We start from the raw sequence: 18,584 nt of genomic DNA on the forward strand, positions 1-18,584 counted from the left end.
GATAAATCAACTATATATAAAAACGTTTTCAAAAACAATATGTTGCAAGTCGATTGACTAACGTACCAACTATTTGGTATACGTTACCATCGTGGAACAACCTGTACCAGATAAAAAAAAGCCTATAAAAGGCTTTTAAATAGAGATTTCTCCAATTTTTTTTGCTTGTTTTGCATCAAATCCAAGGTATAAGGCAATTTTCCCGGGATCATTTTTCAATAACAAATCTGAATGGATATAAGCAAAACATGCTTGATTGATCTTGAATGTGACATCTAAAGAAGAATGTTCTGGGATATATACTTTTTGCCATTGTTTCAACTCGCGGACAGGTCTTGCAACTTCCGTTACCAAATCTTTACTATATAATTGCAATACCGTATGATGCGCTCTATCTGTTTGATTCACTATGCGTGCTTTGACCTCAAAAATCCCTTGTTCTGCCGATATGGTCAAGACCGTTGTTTCTTCAATATCACATGAACTATACCCCAAACCATAACCAAAAGGATACAACGCATCGTTATCTTCATCCATATATCTTGAAATATACTTTTGGTCTTGATTGTCTGCCGTTTTTGGTCTGCCTGTTGATAATTGGCCATAAGTAAAAGGCAGTTGGCCAACAGACCGCGGAAAGCTCATCGGCAATCGTCCTTGAGGTTCAACTTCACCAGTAAGCAAATTGGCTAACGCATGTCCACCTTCTGAACCTGGAAACCATGCAGTCAAGATAGCTTTGCAAGACTCCTCAACATCTGATAATACCAGAGGTCTGCCATTAAAAAGGATTGCAGCAATATTCGGATTGACTTTCGCTACCTTATGGATCAGTACATCTTGTCGTCTTGACAGGGTCAATTTGGTCAGACTAGCAGCTTCCCCAGACTCTTCACTTGATTCGCCAATTGCAAGCAAAACAACATCACTGTGTTGGGCAAGTTTACATGCTTCTTCAATATATTCATCAGAGAGGGCTTGTTCATCTGCATAAGGAAGGACTGACAGATCTAGATTTTTCCCGATCAATCCTTCTTTTAAAGATACTGCTTCTTCTTTTTTACCAATCCAAGACCAAGCGCCTAAAATATCCGTAGAATCAGCTTTTGGTCCAATCAGTGCTATTTTTTGAGATGTAGATAGTGGTAAAACCCCTTCATTTTTCAATAAAACAGCTGTTCTTTCTGCCGCCTCTCTGGTACTCCTGCGAATAGCTGGATCTAAATGAACAGCTAAATCTGCAGCAGCCAATCCGCGATAAGGATCATCAAATAAGCCCAATGCATCTTTCAATTGCAATACATGGTAAACTGCATGATCTAAATGTTGCTGCAGTTCAGGTGCAGCGGTAATGATTTGTGCGAGTGTATTCAGGTAACAATCACTCATCATATCCATTTCGATTCCTGCTTGGAAAGCTTTTCTCGCTGCTTCTTCACCATCCGCAGCTACACGATGTGCCATCAATTCTGCCACTGCAGCCCAATCAGAAATAACCAATCCCTCAAATCCAAGTTTTTTTCTTAAGACATCTTGGATCAACGGTTGATTGGCAGTTGCCGGTATCCCATGAACAGTGTTAAAGGACGTCATCACCAAAGCAACCCCTGCATCAATTGCTGCCTTGAATGCTGGTAGATAATTTTGATACATTTCTAGATCTGATAGATCGACTGTATGATAGTCCCGACCGCCTTCTGCAGCACCGTAACCGATAAAGTGTTTGACACAAGCGGCAATCCGTTTTTTATCTTTGCTTAACTGCTTTTGCGCTCCTTGATAGCCTCTCACATATGCCGCTGTCAATACTGAAGATAAGGTCGGATCTTCGCCATTGCTTTCAAGCACCCTCCCCCATCGTGCATCTTTGACATAGTCTGCCATTGGCGAAAACGTCACATGGATGCCTGCTTCTGCAGCTTCTTTTGCGGCCAACTCCGCGGCATGTTCGACCAATTGTTCATCAAATGAAGCAGCCATAGCGAGTGGAATCGGAAATATCGTTTCATAACCATGAATCACATCTGCCATAAAAACCAATGGAATCTTCAATCGGCTGTTTTCTAAGTATTGCTTTTGGATCGTATAGACTTGCTCAGCAGTGTGCGTGCCTAAAATCGAACCGATTTGATAAGATTGGGTTTCACTCATCTGCCATTGTTGCATGGGTCCCGTAATTTCACCGCCTTGGGCAAAAAAATCAGGCATAAGTTGCACCAATTGACCCACTTTTTCTGCTAGTGTCATCTGTTCCATTAGTTCATGTAAATGTTTTTCTGTCATTTTATATATCCTCCCCATTTGTAGCGATTACTTTCTGGTACCAATGAAATGATGCTTTCTTTTTCCGTTTCAAAGTACCGTGGCCCTGATTATCTTTATCCACATAGATCATGCCATAGCGTTTGTCCATCTCGCCCGAGCCAAAACTGACAATATCAATGATTCCCCATGTTGTATAGCCCAAGACATCAACTCCGTCTTCAACGATTGCCAGCTTCATTTGGATGATATGCGCAGCTAAATAATCGATTCTGTAGTTGTCTTGGATGATTTCCTCATGTACATCATCATACGCTCCAAACCCATTCTCTACTATAAAGAGCGGCAATCCATATCGTTCATACACAATATTTAATGTGTATCTTAAACCAACTGGATCAATCTGCCATCCCCAGTCGCTCGATGCCACATATGGATTAGTCAGCATTTTGCTATGTTCAAAATCGCTGATTGGTTGGCCATCGACTGTTTCTATAGTGGTAGTTGTTCCTGACATGTAATAACTAAATCCAATAAAATCAACAGTTCCCTGTTGAAGAATCTTTTCTTCTTCAGCCGACAGATCAATGTTGATCCCTTTTTGCAGCCAACGTTTTTTCGCATAAGCTGGTACTGTCCCTCGCACATGAATATCACTATAGAAAAATCGACGTTGCATGACTTTTAGCGCAGCCATTTGATCTTCGGGTTTACTAGAATAAGGATAGATAGGAACGTAAGCCATCATACAGCCTATCTGAAAATCTGGATTGATGATTTTGCCAAGTTGGACCGCCTTTGCACTTGCAATCAATTCGTTGATCGATGCTTGAAAAATGATTGCTTCTTTTTCAGATTCCGTTTCATTGTCCTCGAACAAAATACCAGAATTCGTCCAGGTATGTAAGTCATGTTGCCCATCCGCTTGATTATTGATTTCATTGAAAGTCATCCAGTATGTCACTTTATCTTTATACCTATGCATCACAGTTTCAGCATAGTGCGCGAAAAATTCGATGACGCGCTTATCTTTGAAGCCGCCATACGTTTCAGCTAAATGATACGGCATCTCAAAATGAGATAAAGTAATCACTGGTTCAATGCCATTTTCCAGCAATGCATCAAATAGGTCGTCATAGAACTGCAACCCTTGTTCATTAGGCTCTTGCTCATCCCCTAATGGAAAAATCCTTGACCAATGTATCGACGTACGAAAGACCTTCAAGCCAAGTTCTTTCAGTAATAGGATGTCTTCTCGATAGCGATGGTAGAAATCGATTGCCTCATGATTTGGGTAATAATACTGATCTTCGACACCTTTTGTTATTTGTCTTGCAATACCGTTTCCTCCATTTGTCATGACGTCGCCTATACTGAGACCTTTGCCATCAACATTCCAGCCGCCTTCGATTTGGTGGGCAGCTACTGCGCCGCCCCACAAAAAATTCTTTGGAAAATCGTTCATCTTCCCCATCCTCTCAACTTGTTACTTCCAGTATACATAAAAACGTTTTCAGTTTTGGTCGATTTGCTGAAACTGGTTCACTATCACAAAAAAAGAAAAAACACGCATCATGGTACGTAGTGTACCAGAGCGTGTTCGATCAAGCATTTGCTATTTTTCTGACAACCTCAGATAATGATTCCACTAAAAACATACTTGGAATTTGACTCGTCAAATCTTCATGTTTATTGATTCTTTGGACATCTATAGAATAATCTAACATGTAATCAGACATTTTTGCCAATGTGCTATTCGCATCACTAGTAATCGCAACAGTTGTAAAATCTGGATTATTACGAAAACCATTTACAACTTCAACGACTTCTGTCGTAGTTCCTGTTACGGATAAAGCAATCAGCATATTTTCTGATGTATTTTTTAATTTCGCTCCAATCGGGTATGTATGATCAACCAAGGCAAAGCTATTAAAGCCAATGGTCGCAAACCGCCGCGCAGCATATTCGCAAATCGATGCCGATGCCCCTATTCCATAAAAGATGATATTTTCACAGGCAATCATCTTTTCAGCAATTCTCGTAATTTTCCCTTCAATGTCTCTAGGAAAATGCTCGGCGCTTAAAACAGTTAAACTACTCAAAAAATCAGCACTTTCAAAGTCAGGCACTTTAAAATGGGTCCGAAATTCTGTAAAGCTTTCAAAACCCAGCTTTCTGATGAAGCGCATGACAGAAGAAGCAGATGTATGAGATTCTTTGGCGATTTCTCGCACGCGCATGTATGGAATCTTGTCACTTTGACTTGCCATATAGTGATAAATCGCTCGATCTGTTTCCGACAGTTCATTAAAATCTATTTTTCCGAAAAAAGACATGTTGATCTCTCCTAAGTTATCATCTGGTTTCACTGTAACACATCTCTTATCCTTTGGTCACCTTCAGATTAGAATGAAACCTGCTTTTTTTGAAAATATAAGAGATGTTCAAGAAGAAAGTAGACATGCCTTTAGCCGCGGTACTCCGCCAACAACCCCAAAAAAGCATCGCCATATTTATCCAACTTGTTCTGTCCGACCCCTTTGATCTGTAAAAACTCGATGGGTGATTTAGGTTGTATTTCAGCCAACTCCCTGAGGGTCTTATCCGAAAAGACAACATAAGGCGGCAAGTTTTGCTCTTGGGCCAAGGATAAGCGCAAGGCTCGTAACTGATCAAATAATGCATCATCAACAACCAGTTGTTTGACTTTGGTTTCTTTACGAAAGACATGGATTTTCCCCAACAAGACATCGACGCCGGCATTGGTGACGCTCAGTAGTGGGTACTGTCCTTCTGAAGGCAGCAAATACCCGGAAGCGGTCAAATAGTCAATCAGTTGATTGACATCTTTTTGCGACCAGTCTTTGAGCAAACCATACGTTGGCAATTTTTCAAAGCCCCATTGCTTGACTTTTTGGTCAGCAGAACCGGTTAAGACTTTACCTACTAAGGATTTACCAAATCGTTCCCCCATCCGCTTGACACAAGATAAAACTTTTTGGGTATCGACGGTGATATCAACTTGTTCACGTTCATCCAAACAATTACTGCAGCGTTGACAATCAGGACCATCTTCACCAAAATAGCGTAAAATGTAACGTTGTAAGCAGAGTTGTGTATGGCCGTATTGACTCATTTCTCGCAACTTCAAGTATTCATTTTGACGATAATGAAGATCTGACTCTGATTGATCGATGAAGAATTGTTGAATCTGCATATCTTGCGGCGCATACAGCAAGATGGCATCACTGGGTTCGCCGTCCCGACCTGCACGGCCTGCTTCTTGATAATATGACTCAATATTGCCGGGCATCTGGGCATGGATCACAAAACGGACATTGCTCTTATTGATTCCCATCCCAAAGGCATTTGTTGCGACCATCACTTGGATCCGATCATAAAGAAACTCTTCTTGAAAGTAGGAGCGTTCTTCTTCTGACAAACCGCCATGGTAATACCCAACTGCTATTTGATCGTGCTTCAGCAAATGATAGATCCGTTCAACTTCCTTGCGAGTGCTCGCATAAATGATGCCAGACTGGCCTTGATTCATTTTAAGATAGGTGCTAATATATGTATCCTTTTGATCTTTGACCACTTGGAATGCCAAATTTTCTCTAGCAAATCCGGTTTTGACCTGATTTTGTGCTGGTATAGATAATAACTGCTCAATGTCTTCTGCTACTTTCGGTGTGGCGGTTGCCGTTAGTGCGACGATCGTTGGTTTACTTTCAAGTTGACTGATCGTTTCTGCCAAACGTAAATAACTTGGTCGAAAATCATGTCCCCACTGAGAAATACAGTGGGCTTCATCGACCGCAATCAATGAGATTGGCACCTGTTTCAGTGAAAAACGAAATGCCTCAGAATCTAATCGTTCCGGCGAGACATACAAAAGCTTCAATTGTCTATTTCTGGCTTGTTGCATCCGTTGATTGATTTCGCTACTCGATAATGTTGAATTGATGTATGCTGCTGGGATACCCATGTCCCGCAAACTGTCCACTTGATCTTTCATCAAAGAAATCAACGGGGAGATCACTAAGGTCACACCGTCTAATAAGAGTGCGGGCAACTGATAACAAATCGATTTTCCGCCACCCGTCGGCATGATTCCCAAAACATTTTGTTGTGTTAAAATAGATTGGATAATGGTTTCTTGCCCTTCTCGGAAGTGCGTGTAACCAAAATGTTCTTTTAATACTGAATGAATGTCCATAATACCCTCTTTTCCACTGTTTTATTATACGCAATTAAGTACGCAAAGAAAATAGCTATGAGAAGAAGTTCATCTCAGATACGAACTTGCTCGCAGCTCTATTGATACAAGGAGTGAAGACATGAAAACAATTACAATCATCGGCGGTGGTATCATTGGCATGACCCTCGCTGTTTATCTCGATCCCACCCAATATGAAGTAACAGTCGTCGACCAACATATTGGTCAGGCAACCAGCGCCAGTGCCGGCATCATTTCTCCGTGGCTATCCAAAAGACGCAACAAAAAATGGTATCATCTGGCTCAAGATGGCGCGGCATTCTTCGAAAAATTGGTCAAAGATTTTGCGTTGGACCGAAGGATTTATGCGCCTTCTGGTACCTTGATCCTGCGGCCAGAAGAAGAACTTTTAGCACTAGCAGCGTTAGCAGAATCCCGCAAAAAAGCGGCCCCAGAAATCGGTGAGATTCAGCTTTTAAACAGGACGCAAACCAAACAAGCTCTACCTTTGTTAAAAGCACGCCCCACCCTATTTATCAGTGGTGGCGGGCGTTTAGATGGGCGTGCCTATCTGCTTCATATAAGAGAGATCGCCAAACAAAGAAACGTCCAATTTATCGAAGGAAAAGCAATGATCCAAAAATATTCTGGTAGCTGGGATGTCTTAGTGAATGGACAAAGCCTGCACTCAGATATTCTGTGTTTGACTGCCGGCCCCGGCGTCCATGGGCTTTTGGCTCCTTTAGGTTACCAAGTCGATGTTCGTCCGCAAAAAGGACAGCTTTTATCTTTTGCAACGCCGTTCAAAACTGATGACTGGCCAGTAGCGATGTTGGCTGGCGAAGGCGATTTGATTCCTTTTGCCAACGGCAATATTTTATTAGGCGCCACCCATGAAAATGATGCCAAGTGGGATCTGACGCCAACGCAAGCAGCCAAACAACAATTAATGACCGGTATACATGATTTTTTAGAAGAGCCAAACTTACTTTATCAAACACCCCTCTCTTTTCGCGTGGGAACCCGTGCCTATACATCAGATTTTGCGCCATTTTTTGGCGATGTCTCTGGTCAAGGTATACTGTATGCCGCTAGCGGATTGGGCTCTTCTGGCTTAACCACCGGTCCTTATATCGGCTACCTGCTTGCCAGTTCATTCAATCAGAGCGGCCAGCAGAGAGCAGATTTCTCACAGTATAGTAAACCTGTTTCTGACTATGTCCGCAAAATCAGCCCATCCAGCCACTAAACCATCGAAAATGAAGAATACGCAAAAAATCTGGCATACGCTTTGTATGCCAGATCCTTTTGTATGCCAGTTTCTTTAGAAAAGTTCACCTGTTTCCCAATAATCAGCGAGCTGTTCATTTAAGATTTCCCGATCCAATGGTTCCCGCAAGTCTTCAAACATATCTTCCACCGGTGAATCACCGACTGCTTTGATACAAACTGGATAATAAGGAACGGTGATGTCTTCTTTTTTCAATATCTTCTCGATTTTGATTTTATGGGTCCAATCAGCACCCATATCGTAAATATAGGTCAGTGATTTGCATTCTTGAAAATCTTGGTCGATCGTTGCTTTTTCGCTGGCAGCGGAGATACCGACGCCAAAAGATTTTTGACCAGCAAAAAAGAGATATAAATGTTCATTCATCCACTCAAAAGCGATTTGAATCAGGAGATGCAGCTGCTCATAGCTAATACCAGCCGGAATCACCAATCGTCGCCAGATCGGCGGACGATAGCCTTCGAGATCGATGCGAATCTGATACGCTGCAGGTTGGTCATCTTCTTCATCGAAAACAGTTTTTTGATTTGGAAAAGGAACCACTTTCTTTGATACAGCTGCAATACGTGGATCGTCAATGGGTAAAAGATCATGCTCCTCTGGTTCTTCCTCCATGATTCTAGCCATCATCTCATCTTGCTTTTCCTCTGACCAAAATTGCGGGATCGTCATACGGGCAAAAAAAGTCGTCTGCTTTTCTGCGAAGATAAACGCCATTTCTAAATATTGTGCTTTTGTTATATGTTTTTCTTTGTATAAACAATAATAAAAATCTTCCATCACACTCTTTGCAAATGGTATATAACGCAAGTTATAAGGAAGTTCTTGTGGCAGAAACTCTGTATAGATCTCCGTCACAAATGCCTTATCTTTCAACTTACTGAGACCACCAGCAGTTTCTGCACAAAAAATCAGATAAAAAACCGGATCCAAATAGTGTTCCAGATTATCATCACTGACAATAGAGGGTCCACCATAAAGATCGACATGATCCATCATTCGATCGATCACTTTTGCTAATTTTTTTAACGTTTTTTCCAAAACAAAACCGCTCCTTCCTATCAGCTTTACTTTGACGAAAAGAGCGGTAAATGTCAATCTTTTTTTTAGTGAGCCAGCATTTCCTGTGCAATTTCTAATCCATCCATCTCAGTTGGATAATAAGTAGGCCAGTGTTCCATTTCTTCCAATAATGCTTCTTGGCTATCATTGCCGAAATAAATATGGAAATGATGCGCATCTTCTGATGCGATGGCATGATCACTAAATTGAATATATTTGAAAGCAGCATTTTCATCTGTCGTTTCAAACAGGTAGCGCACACCGCGATTGCCAGCTTCATAAGTCAAAATTTGTTTACCGGCATAGGTATACGTTGCTTCTTTTTCTGTCCCATCATCAAATACAAAGGTCATCGTTTGGTCGGTAATGATGATATTGGCAACATCGGTTTGATAACCAGTTGTATAGTACGCTTTATATTCTTCTGCTGTCATTTTTTGTGTTTGTTTTGCTTTAAAATCAAAGACTTGATCTAAAGTGCCATCTGCTAAGAAAGGATAAACAGATTGCCAATCTCCTGCCCAATCGGATAAAGGTCGGTCTTCTACTGCACTATCTTCAAAGTAGCCATTGTAGACCGTTTTTTCCTTCTCCGTGTCAGCTATTTCTTTGTCATTGGCAACATTTGTTGTTTTCAACAACGCGTCACGGTTTTGTTCCATGATTGAAATATAGTTCTCGCCATTGTCCATTTGCTCTTGTGTCAATCCTTCTAAAGGATTTAACACTGCCAGATCCACACCAGCTTCTGAAGCCAATGTCCGTGCAATACTGTCTTTGGCATTTTCTTCGAAGTAGATCGTTTCGATGCCAGTTTCGTTAACAAACTCTTTCAACTCAGCAATTCTAGAAGCAGAAGGCTCCTCGCTAGGGGACAATCCGGCAATCGGCACTTGTGTCAATCCATACTCTAATGCCAAGTAACCAAACGCAGCATGTTGTGTCACGAAATGACTTTGTGCGGGATCACTGAAGGCTTCTTGATAGGATTCATGCAGCGCTTGCAATTCGTCCAAATAAGCGGCTGCATTGTCATTGAATGCTGTGGCTTTGTCAGGATAAGCCGCACTTAATTGGTCACGGATCGCTTCGACTTGCTTGATTGCTAAACTTGGCGCCAACCAGACATGTGGATCTAATTCATGAGAATGACCATCATCTTCGTGGTCATGATCGTGATCGTGGCTATGATCATGATCGTCATCTCCCGGCAATAAAATCATGCCTTCAGTCGCTTTCACCACATTCACATCCCCGTCTGTAAGCGTCGTTTCGATCGATGGGACCCACATTTCCATATTTTCATTGTTATATACGAACACATCGGCATCTTGGATCGCTGCCATATCTTTTGCGGAAGGTTCATAATCGTGAGAGTCTGTGCCAGCGGGCATCAACAATGTAACTTCCCCTTCGTCACCAACGATTTGCTGGGTAAAGTCATACATTGGATAAAATGTAGCAATCACTTGGATCGGTTCACTTGTAGCTTCAGTACTTGCTGATTCAGTACTTGCAGCTTCCGATTGATTCGTGCTATCTGTTCCCCCTTGACCACAGGCGGCCAATCCTAGTGCAGCTACAGTAAGTAACGTTATTTTAAAAAACCTCTTCATTTTTTGTACACTCCTTTTTTCTTTTTCCTTCTTTCTTGTTTACAATAGAAAATACGATGAAACCAATTACGATTTACAAAAACAAAACGTAAAGATTACGTTTTACTTCCGAATTCCTACTTTACACAACAATTTCATAAGTGTCAATATATATTTTCATGTTTTTTTATATGATAGAATCTTCATATAACCCTTCGTGTAACGGCCACTTCGTTTGGTGCTGTACATGTGACTTTCTCTCTTGCCGCAGTTGTTCTTTCAAATGAGATGTGCTACACTGTGGTCATTCAATTGAATAGATATCCACTAGGGGCGCTTTTTGCTGAGATAGACTTTGGTCTGGTCCCTTAGAACCTGATTTGGTTAGTACCAACGTAGGGAAGTGGCGGCGCACATATTTTTTGCGTTCCCATTTTTCTGTCTGCATGTGGATAGTTAAAGGGGGAACGCTTTTTTTTGCGGACAGAAACAAAATGAGAGGAGAATATTAAATGGACACATGTCAAACTGGAACAATCGATATTACAGGATGCCGGGTGAGTCTTTATCCGATGAAAGATCAATTCGCAAACCACATTTTAACCAGTATCAACGAAACCAACACCAGTGCTGTTTGGCAGCAAACAGATCTTTTCAGCACGTTGTACCGAGGTGAACCTGCAAGCGTAGTTGATGCGGCGGCTGCGCTCTTTATCAATGCGCGGGATCCACAGACACATCTCGTTGGCGAATTTACCTTTTCGAAAGGTTGCCCAGGTGATCATGCCGGGGATAGTTACCTAAACGGTCAACAAGCAACACCTAACATAGTGAACAACCAAAACAAAGGGACATTTGCGGTTGATTGCAAATATTCCTTCTACGCATTTGGGGAAAACAACTATATGGAAGAAATCGCAGCAATCGTTGCTTTAGCAGATGAATATGGCTTGCATCCACAATCTGCCCATTATGTGACCCTCTTGTCCGGCTCAGCCAGCCAGTTGTTCCAATACTTTGAAGCAGCTTTGGCTTATGCCCACAAGCACCTATCTCATTATGTCTTAGAAGCGACGATTTCTGTGAACAGTCCCTCAAAGGCGGTGCCAGACCATGTTTAAATGGGCATTGAAAGACGTGATCATGGTGGGGATCGCCTCTTTGATCTTTGGTGTCATCTATTTGGGCGCTGTCCATTTCGGTTTGCTATTGGGCACGCTCCTCACCCCATTGGGTCTCTCCGTCTTAGCCAATGAATGTATATTTGGCGTCTGGTTCATGGCGGCAGCATTTGCGGGCTATGTCTTACGTAAACCCGGTGCAGCCACAATTACCGAAATGATTGCAGCGTTACTGGAAGTCTTTATGGGTAATTTTTATGGACCAATCATTTTTATTAGCGGTTTTGTCCAAGGTATCGGTACCGAAGCTGGCTTTGCATTGGGCGGTTATCGACGCTATGGCTGGTTTCCTTTGATTACGGGTGCGATTGGGGCCACGATCACTAGTTTCATTTGGGGCATCATCCGGGCAAATTTTGTTGATCTGCAATGGCAGCTATTATTGACGATCTTTGTAATTCGTTTATGCTCTGCACTGTTCTTCTCCGCCTTTTTGGTGAAAATCGTCTGTGATCATTTAGCACGTATGGGTGTCTTAAACAGCTACCCAATTGCAGCGGATCCCACACTTTCTGCCAATGGAAAGACTATGCAATGAGTATGCATGTCGACGGCTGTCAGTTTCCTTGTGATCAACAGACACTTACAGTCTCTTTCACTCTGCAACCCGGCGAGACTATCGCTATCTATGGTCCTTCCGGGTCAGGAAAAAGCACCCTCTTTCGGATCCTTGCTGGGTTGAGCCAAGAAGGTTTCTTGTCTGGAACCTACACAATCAATGGTCACACAGTGGACAAATTATCGATCAGTGAACGCGCTTCGAACATCAGTTTACTATTCCAAAATCCAGACACCCAATTTTGCATGCATACACCAAGAGAAGAACTACTGTTTTGTTTAGAAAATAGAGCTGTATCCCCTGAGGATATGCCCCAACGTGTCACAGAAGCCCTGTCATTCTGCGATATTGAAGCATTGGCTGATCAACCACTGCGTACATTATCTGGTGGCCAAAAACAACTTGTTGCTTTGGCGTGCTGCTTGGTGATGGACAGTAGCTACTTATTATTAGATGAACCCTTTGCCAATTTGGACGAACAAACACGGATACACTTGATCCAAAAATTACGTTTGTTGCAGCGTACCCGCAATATTGGGATCTTGCTGATCGATCACCAGATAGCTTATGTGACAGAATGGGTGGATCGTTGGTTATTGATCGACCAGCAGTTCCTTTCAGTTGATCAAGGAACCATTCTTGCGTTAGAAGCATCGATCCGTCAGACACTGTCGATACCTGAAGTTCCTAGACCCGTACAGAAAAAAAATCTTTCAGACGAACGTCTTCTCATCGAACATCTTCGTTTCCCAGCAGGAACACATACGATCAGTCTACCCACTTATGCTTTTCCTGCTGGCGGCATGATCGGGATCGTTGGAAAAAGCGGCATTGGCAAATCGACCTTTTTGAAAGTCTTGCTGCAAGAACACCCATATGAAGGAACTGTGTCTATTGATCAAAAACCAGTGATATCTACCAAACAAGCCTTCAAACAAATGAGTTGGATCATGCAAAATCCGCAAGACCAATTTATTGCCGCAACTGTTGCTGATGAGTTACGGGCGGGCCAACAAGAGATTCCCCTTGATACACAGTTGGCCCAGCTGGATCTACAAGGAAAAAGTCAAACCTCCCCCTTTTTGTTGAGTCAAGGACAGCAACGCCGATTGGCGGTTGCCAGCTTTTTGTCTCGGTCAGTACCCGTGCTGCTCGTCGATGAGCCAACCTATGGCCAAGATATCAAACAAGCATGGCAAATCATGCAGATGTTGTCAGAAAAAGCCAATGCTGGCACCCTTGTGCTCATTGTCAGTCATGATACGGATCTTCTGCAGGCATTTTGCAGTCAGATCATTGATTTCAATCACTATCTTTTGGAGGAACCTTATGAAAAAACTCAATCCAACCGTCAAGCTATTCGTGATTTTAGCGCTCGCATTGGTCATTTCTTTTCAAACAAATAGCAGACTGACAGTGATCGTCACGATTGTTTTCTTGTTGTTGATTCTCAAAGATCTTAGCCCCAAGAGATTCCTTCTATTGTTCACTGTTTTGTCCCTGTCTGCTATCGGCGTTTTTTTTACAGGCATGATTTTTTATCATGATCAAACCGCCCAAGACAACCAAAAACAGGCCATTCAATATGGGTTAGCCATGGCAGCCAGAGTGTATTGCTTCGGCATCTTAGGTACGGCTTTCACGGCATCCACAGAAATCGTCGATTTGATATATTCACTGCAGCAACAACTGGGATTGACACCGGTCTTTGCTTACGGATTGATGGCGGCTTTTCAAATGGCGCCTATTTTGCCAACTGAATCAAAAAACATCAAACACAGTCTGCAATCCAGAGGAATCAATGCTGGCCCTTTTTCTATGACCTTCTTGATTCCTTTACTCGTCAAATCAGTACGCTGGTCAGAACTATTGGCTGATGCAATGACCTCTAGAGGCTTTGATGCTGCAGCAAAACGAAGTTACGCAAAGACTTTCGTGATTTCTCAGTTAGATTGGGTCTTTCTGCTTTGCTGTTTGGCAGGCAGTGCGATTGGCACGATCTACTTATAATGACATGCGCATGAAAAGGACCATTTCAATATGAAATGGTCCTTTTTAACCAGCCGGTTTTGATTTGATAGAGTGTCACAAAAATAGTTGCCGCTAAAACATATAAAGCGAACAACCCATATAAAATGAAGACTACAGTGATGGTTCGTTGATGGACCAATTCTCCCACATAGGGAATAGAAAAAATGGGTTGACCAATCAATTGACTTTTTTTGATGCCGCTTTGCTCCAACTGATGTTGATTGTCACCAATCGTATAAATCATCGATTGATCATCTTCGATTGCCACGATCCTGCGTGTCTGCATCTCTTTTCCTTGATTGATATAATAGGTCACTTCATTACCGACAACTAGGTTATCTTCCGTTACATTTTTAACAAAAAGCACTGTTCCTTCTGCATAGGTTGGCATCATGGCATCTGTTGTAACCACAGTTATTGTGAAACCAAGCACTTTCGGTACAACAATCACCAATAATAAACAGAGCATGATCATTAAACATGCAAACGAGAGCTTGATGCTTTGTTTGGAAAAACGTCTCATCTTATCCTCCCACTCTATCGATACTTGTCTATTCTATTTTATAACATATAATTATTTTTTACAACAAAGAAAAATAAATAAAAAATGACTATAAATAAATCTACGAGTTATTTTAATTTTCTGAATTTCTAAATATAATTGACTTTATCATCTTTTTTATATTATTCTAAAAATGAATAATAAAAAGGAGCTTCCTTCATGGGTAAATTAAATAACAATATAAATTTAAAATCGGTTCTTCCTTTTTTTCTTTTGGCTATGACATTTATGGGTTTGATCATTTTTTTTATTGCGCAGGCATTTTTTCCTACTGCTGACTTAGCATCGATTGAAAAAAAAGAGGATTGGCTTTACTACACCGACTCGCAGCCTGAGGCGACATTTACCAGTAATTATGTGAATGTTTTACCAAACGTCAAAGCGAACGAAACATTTATTATGGAGCGAAAAATGACCAGCGATTACCAGTATCCGACCTTACTGATGATTGGCGATCATCAACGGCTCACTGCTTATCTTGATGACGAACAATTTTATACAAACGATTACACGCCTGGTAGTTTTATGACGAGTCATCCAGGTAAAACGTTGTCCTTTGTAACCTTACCTCAAGATTACCAAGGAAAAACGTTGCGTATCTATGTATCCAGTCCATTCGACAATTTCGCTGGTTTTCCAGCAGAGATTTATTTTGGAACAGCCAACGCATTGATTGCGTATATTTTTCAGCACTCTATTCCGAATATCTTCATCTTATTGCTGACAGGTCTGATCTGTATCTTCAATGTCTTTTATGTTTTATGGGTGTATATGCGTCAAAGGAAAATCCGTTTGTCCGCTTTGCTTTTCAGTGGCTTTGCGCTTTTTGCTGGCTTGGAAGCTGGTTTTGGCGATATGTTAGGTGGCTTGTTGTTTCGCTCTTCTTACAATTCACTGATACTAAACATACTCATGATTCTCACACCGATGTGTTTGATTGGTTTTTATTTTTCTAAAATGATCTATGGTCGCAAGTATTATGGAAAATGGGTCTTGTTCCACTATTTATTTGGACTTGCTGCCATTTCCGGAGGACTCATCTATCCACAGCAAATGCCAAATATGATGAATTATATTTTATTACTGAATATCGCCAGTACCTTCATCACTTCTTTTGCTGCGATTTATGAAGCAGTCAAAAAGAACCATTTTTATGTCTTATGTGCACCATGGGTGGTCGTTGCTGCAATCGGACATTGCTTCATCTATATTTTGGATGTCCTTCATCTTCGTCACTCGCCTGTCAATTGGTCATCGATTCTCTTTATGATGTTGGTGGTCGTGTTTACTTGCTACGCTTTGCTGGAACACTTTTTCTCACATGAAGAAAAAACGAAAGAAAATGATACAACCAGTATGAAAATACGTTTATATGAGAATCAGCATAGTCTGTTTCCTCATAAAACGGCGAAGTGGCATCAGACCCTCGATTCGATCCAACAACAAACACAGTTGATCAAAGAAATGTTGGAAGAACAGCAACTAGCAGCTGCTTTTGAAGGCATCTCTGTGATTGAGCATCATATCGATACCCATAAAATGGAACAACATGAGGATATGCCTTCACTATTGACGATGCTGCTGGCGACTTATGAAAGGAAAGCTGCGAATAAAAGTGTGCGTTTTGACCATACGATCGACACAACACTTTTCCAACGCTTGCATGAAGATGATTTATTGCCGCTGTTTATGCACTTATTAGACTATGCATTTAGGCATACCTATTTGCTCACTGATCCAAAGGAGCGCCGTGTGTCAATAAGAAGTGTCGAAAACAATCACCAACTAATCCTTGACTGTACATTTACTGTGACCGAAGATGGTCAAATCGTTGGAAAAACTAGCGACGTGATGCTTAAACAAGACAATCGGGATCTGCAAGAGATCAAACGCATTCTTCGTTCCTATCAGGGAGAGTATTCGATCCTTCATCATGAGGGGACGAAAAAAATGAGGCTTATTTTGAATAGTTAAGGAAGGATTCTCCACCAATCTGACGCAAAGCCGTTCCAATCGTAAAAAAAGCTTGCATTTTCTGATGTAACCATATAGCATATAGCTTAGATAACAACGCATCGGACAAGTAGATTTATGATGGTTACAGAGAGTCGGAGCATGCTGGAATTTCGACACCCGCTGATAAAACGAACCTACCGATAGACATGACCGCAAAACGGTCGGTGGAAAGGCCTTATCCTTTAACGAGTTGGACTAATCATAATAGTCAACAAAGGTGGTACCGCGAAATCCAAGCATTTCGTCCTTTTTTAGGACGGGATGCTTTTTTTATTTTTTTAAGGAGGAAAACAAATGACACAAAAAAACGACTTTACAGAATGGTATATCCAAACGATCCAAAAAGCTGAACTGATGGCCTATTCCCCTGTCAAAGGATCGATTATTTTTCGCCCAGATGGCTTTGAATTATGGGAACATATCCAAGAAGAATTCAATCTGTTCTTGAAAGCGGAAGGGATCCGTAATGCTTACTTCCCTATGCTGATTCCCCAAAGCTTCTTTATGAAAGAAGCAGATCACATTGAAGGATTTGCCCCTGAATTGCCATGGGTCACTGAAGTGGGCAATGAAAAGTTAGAAGAACCTCTAGCATTGCGACCAACTTCTGAAACAATGATTGGCTCAGCTTTTTCAGACTGGATCAATTCATATCGTGATCTACCCTACGAAATCAATCAATGGGCCAATGTCTTCCGTTGGGAAAAGAAAACTTTGCCTTTCTTAAGAACATCTGAATTTCTATGGCAAGAAGGTCATACCGCCCATGAAGGGGAAGAAGATGCCCGCAAACGGACGATGCGTGTCTTAGACGAATATGCACGCTTATGTGAAGAATTCCTGGCGATTCCTGTCTACAAAGGACAAAAGACACCTTCTGAACGATTTGCAGGTGCAGTGGATACCTATTCTATCGAAGCCATGATGAAAGACGGAAAAGCCGTTCAAGCAGGTACAAGCCACTATATGGGGACAAAATTCGCCGAAGCCTTCGATATCACTTATTTGTCGAAAGAAAACAAGCACGTTCATGCCCATACGACTTCTTGGGGTGTATCTACTCGTTTACTAGGTGCGTTGATCATGACCCATGGCGATGAAAATGGCCTTGTCTTCCCACCAACGATTGCGCCAACACAAGTTGTGTTGATGCCTGTCGGTCCATGGAAGAAGAATCCAGCGATCGTAGAAAAATTAACCGCATTGCAAGCATCATTCAAAGCGAAGGGCATTCGGGTCCGCTTGGATGATTCTGATAATTCTCCTGGTTTCAAATTCAATGAATGGGAATTAAAAGGTGCCTGCCTGCGTATCGAATGCGGTCCAAGAGATCTTGAAAATGAACAAGTGATGGTGAAAATTCGTGATATTTCAGAAAAACAAGCAATCCCATTCGATGAGCTAGAACAGTATGTCGATGAAGCACTAGCAGCAATGACTCCTCGTCTATTGGCTGCAGCCAAAGAACGCAATCATGACAATGAGTATTTGGATATTGACACATTAGACGACTTGAAAGCTCATATTGATACTTGTCAAAAAGAAGACAAAGTCACTGGATTTGTCTTGATTGGTTGGGATGGTACGGAAGAAACAGAAGCAAAAATCAAAGAAGAAACTGGGTTTACCACACGGAATATTCCTTTTGATGTACCCGTTGAAAAAACAGTTGATATCGTCAGCGGCAAACCAGCAAAACATACGGTTTGGATCGCTCGCGCATACTAATCACACAAAAGCAGCAACGGCTCTTCTTCATTGATGAGTCGTTGCTGCTTTATGTTTGATGCTGATTTATCTGTTAGC

14 protein-coding genes and 1 riboswitch are annotated in these 18,584 nt (G+C 41.6%); of the genes, 7 read left to right on the forward strand and 7 right to left on the reverse strand.

Annotation, left to right across the window (positions count from 1 at the left end; genetic code table 11):
• Positions 1 to 135: 135 nt before the first annotated feature.
• The 4 genes from A5886_RS09445 to recQ all read right to left on the reverse strand — a co-directional run bounded on the left by A5886_RS09445 (position 136) and on the right by recQ (position 6,481).
• Positions 136 to 2,283 (reverse strand): glycoside hydrolase family 3 N-terminal domain-containing protein, encoded by a 2,148-nt coding sequence (locus tag A5886_RS09445; protein ID WP_086274839.1) that lies wholly within the window; start codon positions 2,281 to 2,283, stop codon positions 136 to 138.
• 1 nt (position 2,284) lies between these two features.
• Positions 2,285 to 3,727: a 6-phospho-beta-glucosidase gene (locus tag A5886_RS09450; protein ID WP_086274840.1), complete on the reverse strand. Its 1,443-nt coding sequence runs from the start codon at positions 3,725 to 3,727 to the stop codon at positions 2,285 to 2,287.
• A 139-nt stretch (positions 3,728 to 3,866) separates the two neighbouring features.
• Positions 3,867 to 4,598, reverse strand: coding sequence for a MurR/RpiR family transcriptional regulator (locus A5886_RS09455; RefSeq protein WP_086274842.1), 732 nt, complete (start codon positions 4,596 to 4,598; stop codon positions 3,867 to 3,869).
• Between the two features lie 131 nt (positions 4,599 to 4,729).
• Complete coding sequence (recQ, locus tag A5886_RS09460; RefSeq protein WP_373404590.1) at positions 4,730 to 6,481, reverse strand: DNA helicase RecQ; 1,752 nt, start codon at positions 6,479 to 6,481, stop codon at positions 4,730 to 4,732.
• Positions 6,482 to 6,602: 121 nt separating this feature from the next.
• On the opposite strand from recQ, the gene A5886_RS09465 reads away from it, so the two are divergent.
• The gene (locus tag A5886_RS09465; protein WP_086274846.1) at positions 6,603 to 7,730 is read left to right on the forward strand and encodes an NAD(P)/FAD-dependent oxidoreductase; all 1,128 of its coding nucleotides are present in this window, start codon (positions 6,603 to 6,605) and stop codon (positions 7,728 to 7,730) included.
• A gap of 75 nt (positions 7,731 to 7,805) precedes the next feature.
• Here A5886_RS09465 and A5886_RS09470 read toward each other — a convergent pair whose 3' ends face one another.
• Both A5886_RS09470 and A5886_RS09475 read right to left on the reverse strand, forming a co-directional pair.
• Positions 7,806 to 8,813: a plasmid pRiA4b ORF-3 family protein gene (locus A5886_RS09470; protein WP_086274848.1), complete on the reverse strand. Its 1,008-nt coding sequence runs from the start codon at positions 8,811 to 8,813 to the stop codon at positions 7,806 to 7,808.
• A gap of 65 nt (positions 8,814 to 8,878) precedes the next feature.
• Positions 8,879 to 10,450: a metal ABC transporter solute-binding protein, Zn/Mn family gene (locus A5886_RS09475; protein ID WP_086274850.1), complete on the reverse strand. Its 1,572-nt coding sequence runs from the start codon at positions 10,448 to 10,450 to the stop codon at positions 8,879 to 8,881.
• Positions 10,451 to 10,748: 298 nt separating this feature from the next.
• Positions 10,749 to 10,848: riboswitch (TPP riboswitch) on the forward strand.
• A gap of 93 nt (positions 10,849 to 10,941) precedes the next feature.
• Between A5886_RS09475 and A5886_RS09480 the strand changes: the two genes are divergently transcribed.
• Genes A5886_RS09480 through A5886_RS09495 form a run of 4 tightly spaced genes read left to right on the forward strand, consistent with a single transcriptional unit; the run spans position 10,942 to position 14,179 of the window.
• Positions 10,942 to 11,550: a YkoF family thiamine/hydroxymethylpyrimidine-binding protein gene (locus A5886_RS09480; protein WP_086274852.1), complete on the forward strand. Its 609-nt coding sequence runs from the start codon at positions 10,942 to 10,944 to the stop codon at positions 11,548 to 11,550.
• Complete coding sequence (locus A5886_RS09485) at positions 11,543 to 12,148, forward strand: ECF transporter S component (RefSeq protein ID WP_086274853.1); 606 nt, start codon at positions 11,543 to 11,545, stop codon at positions 12,146 to 12,148. The genes A5886_RS09480 and A5886_RS09485 overlap by 8 nt, the downstream gene beginning before the upstream one ends.
• Entirely contained in the window at positions 12,145 to 13,575 is a 1,431-nt protein-coding gene (locus tag A5886_RS09490) for an ABC transporter ATP-binding protein (RefSeq protein ID WP_086274855.1), read from the forward strand. Before A5886_RS09485 ends, A5886_RS09490 begins: the two co-directional genes overlap by 4 nt.
• The gene (locus tag A5886_RS09495) at positions 13,499 to 14,179 is read left to right on the forward strand and encodes an energy-coupling factor transporter transmembrane component T (RefSeq protein ID WP_086274856.1); all 681 of its coding nucleotides are present in this window, start codon (positions 13,499 to 13,501) and stop codon (positions 14,177 to 14,179) included. The genes A5886_RS09490 and A5886_RS09495 overlap by 77 nt, the downstream gene beginning before the upstream one ends.
• Positions 14,180 to 14,204: 25 nt before the next feature.
• On the opposite strand, the gene A5886_RS09500 is transcribed toward A5886_RS09495, so the two are convergent.
• Complete coding sequence (locus tag A5886_RS09500) at positions 14,205 to 14,723, reverse strand: S24/S26 family peptidase (protein WP_086274858.1); 519 nt, start codon at positions 14,721 to 14,723, stop codon at positions 14,205 to 14,207.
• A 198-nt stretch (positions 14,724 to 14,921) separates the two neighbouring features.
• Here A5886_RS09500 and A5886_RS15850 point away from each other — a divergent pair, with 198 nt between their 5' ends.
• Both A5886_RS15850 and proS read left to right on the forward strand, forming a co-directional pair.
• Positions 14,922 to 16,736 (forward strand): ATP-binding protein, encoded by a 1,815-nt coding sequence (locus A5886_RS15850; RefSeq protein WP_218776638.1) that lies wholly within the window; start codon positions 14,922 to 14,924, stop codon positions 16,734 to 16,736.
• Between the two features lie 336 nt (positions 16,737 to 17,072).
• Entirely contained in the window at positions 17,073 to 18,506 is a 1,434-nt protein-coding gene (gene proS, locus A5886_RS09510; RefSeq protein ID WP_086274860.1) for a proline--tRNA ligase, read from the forward strand.
• Positions 18,507 to 18,584: the final 78 nt, after the last annotated feature.

Source organism: Candidatus Enterococcus testudinis (assembly GCF_002140915.1).
Lineage (GTDB): Bacteria > Bacillota > Bacilli > Lactobacillales > Enterococcaceae > Enterococcus_D > Enterococcus_D testudinis.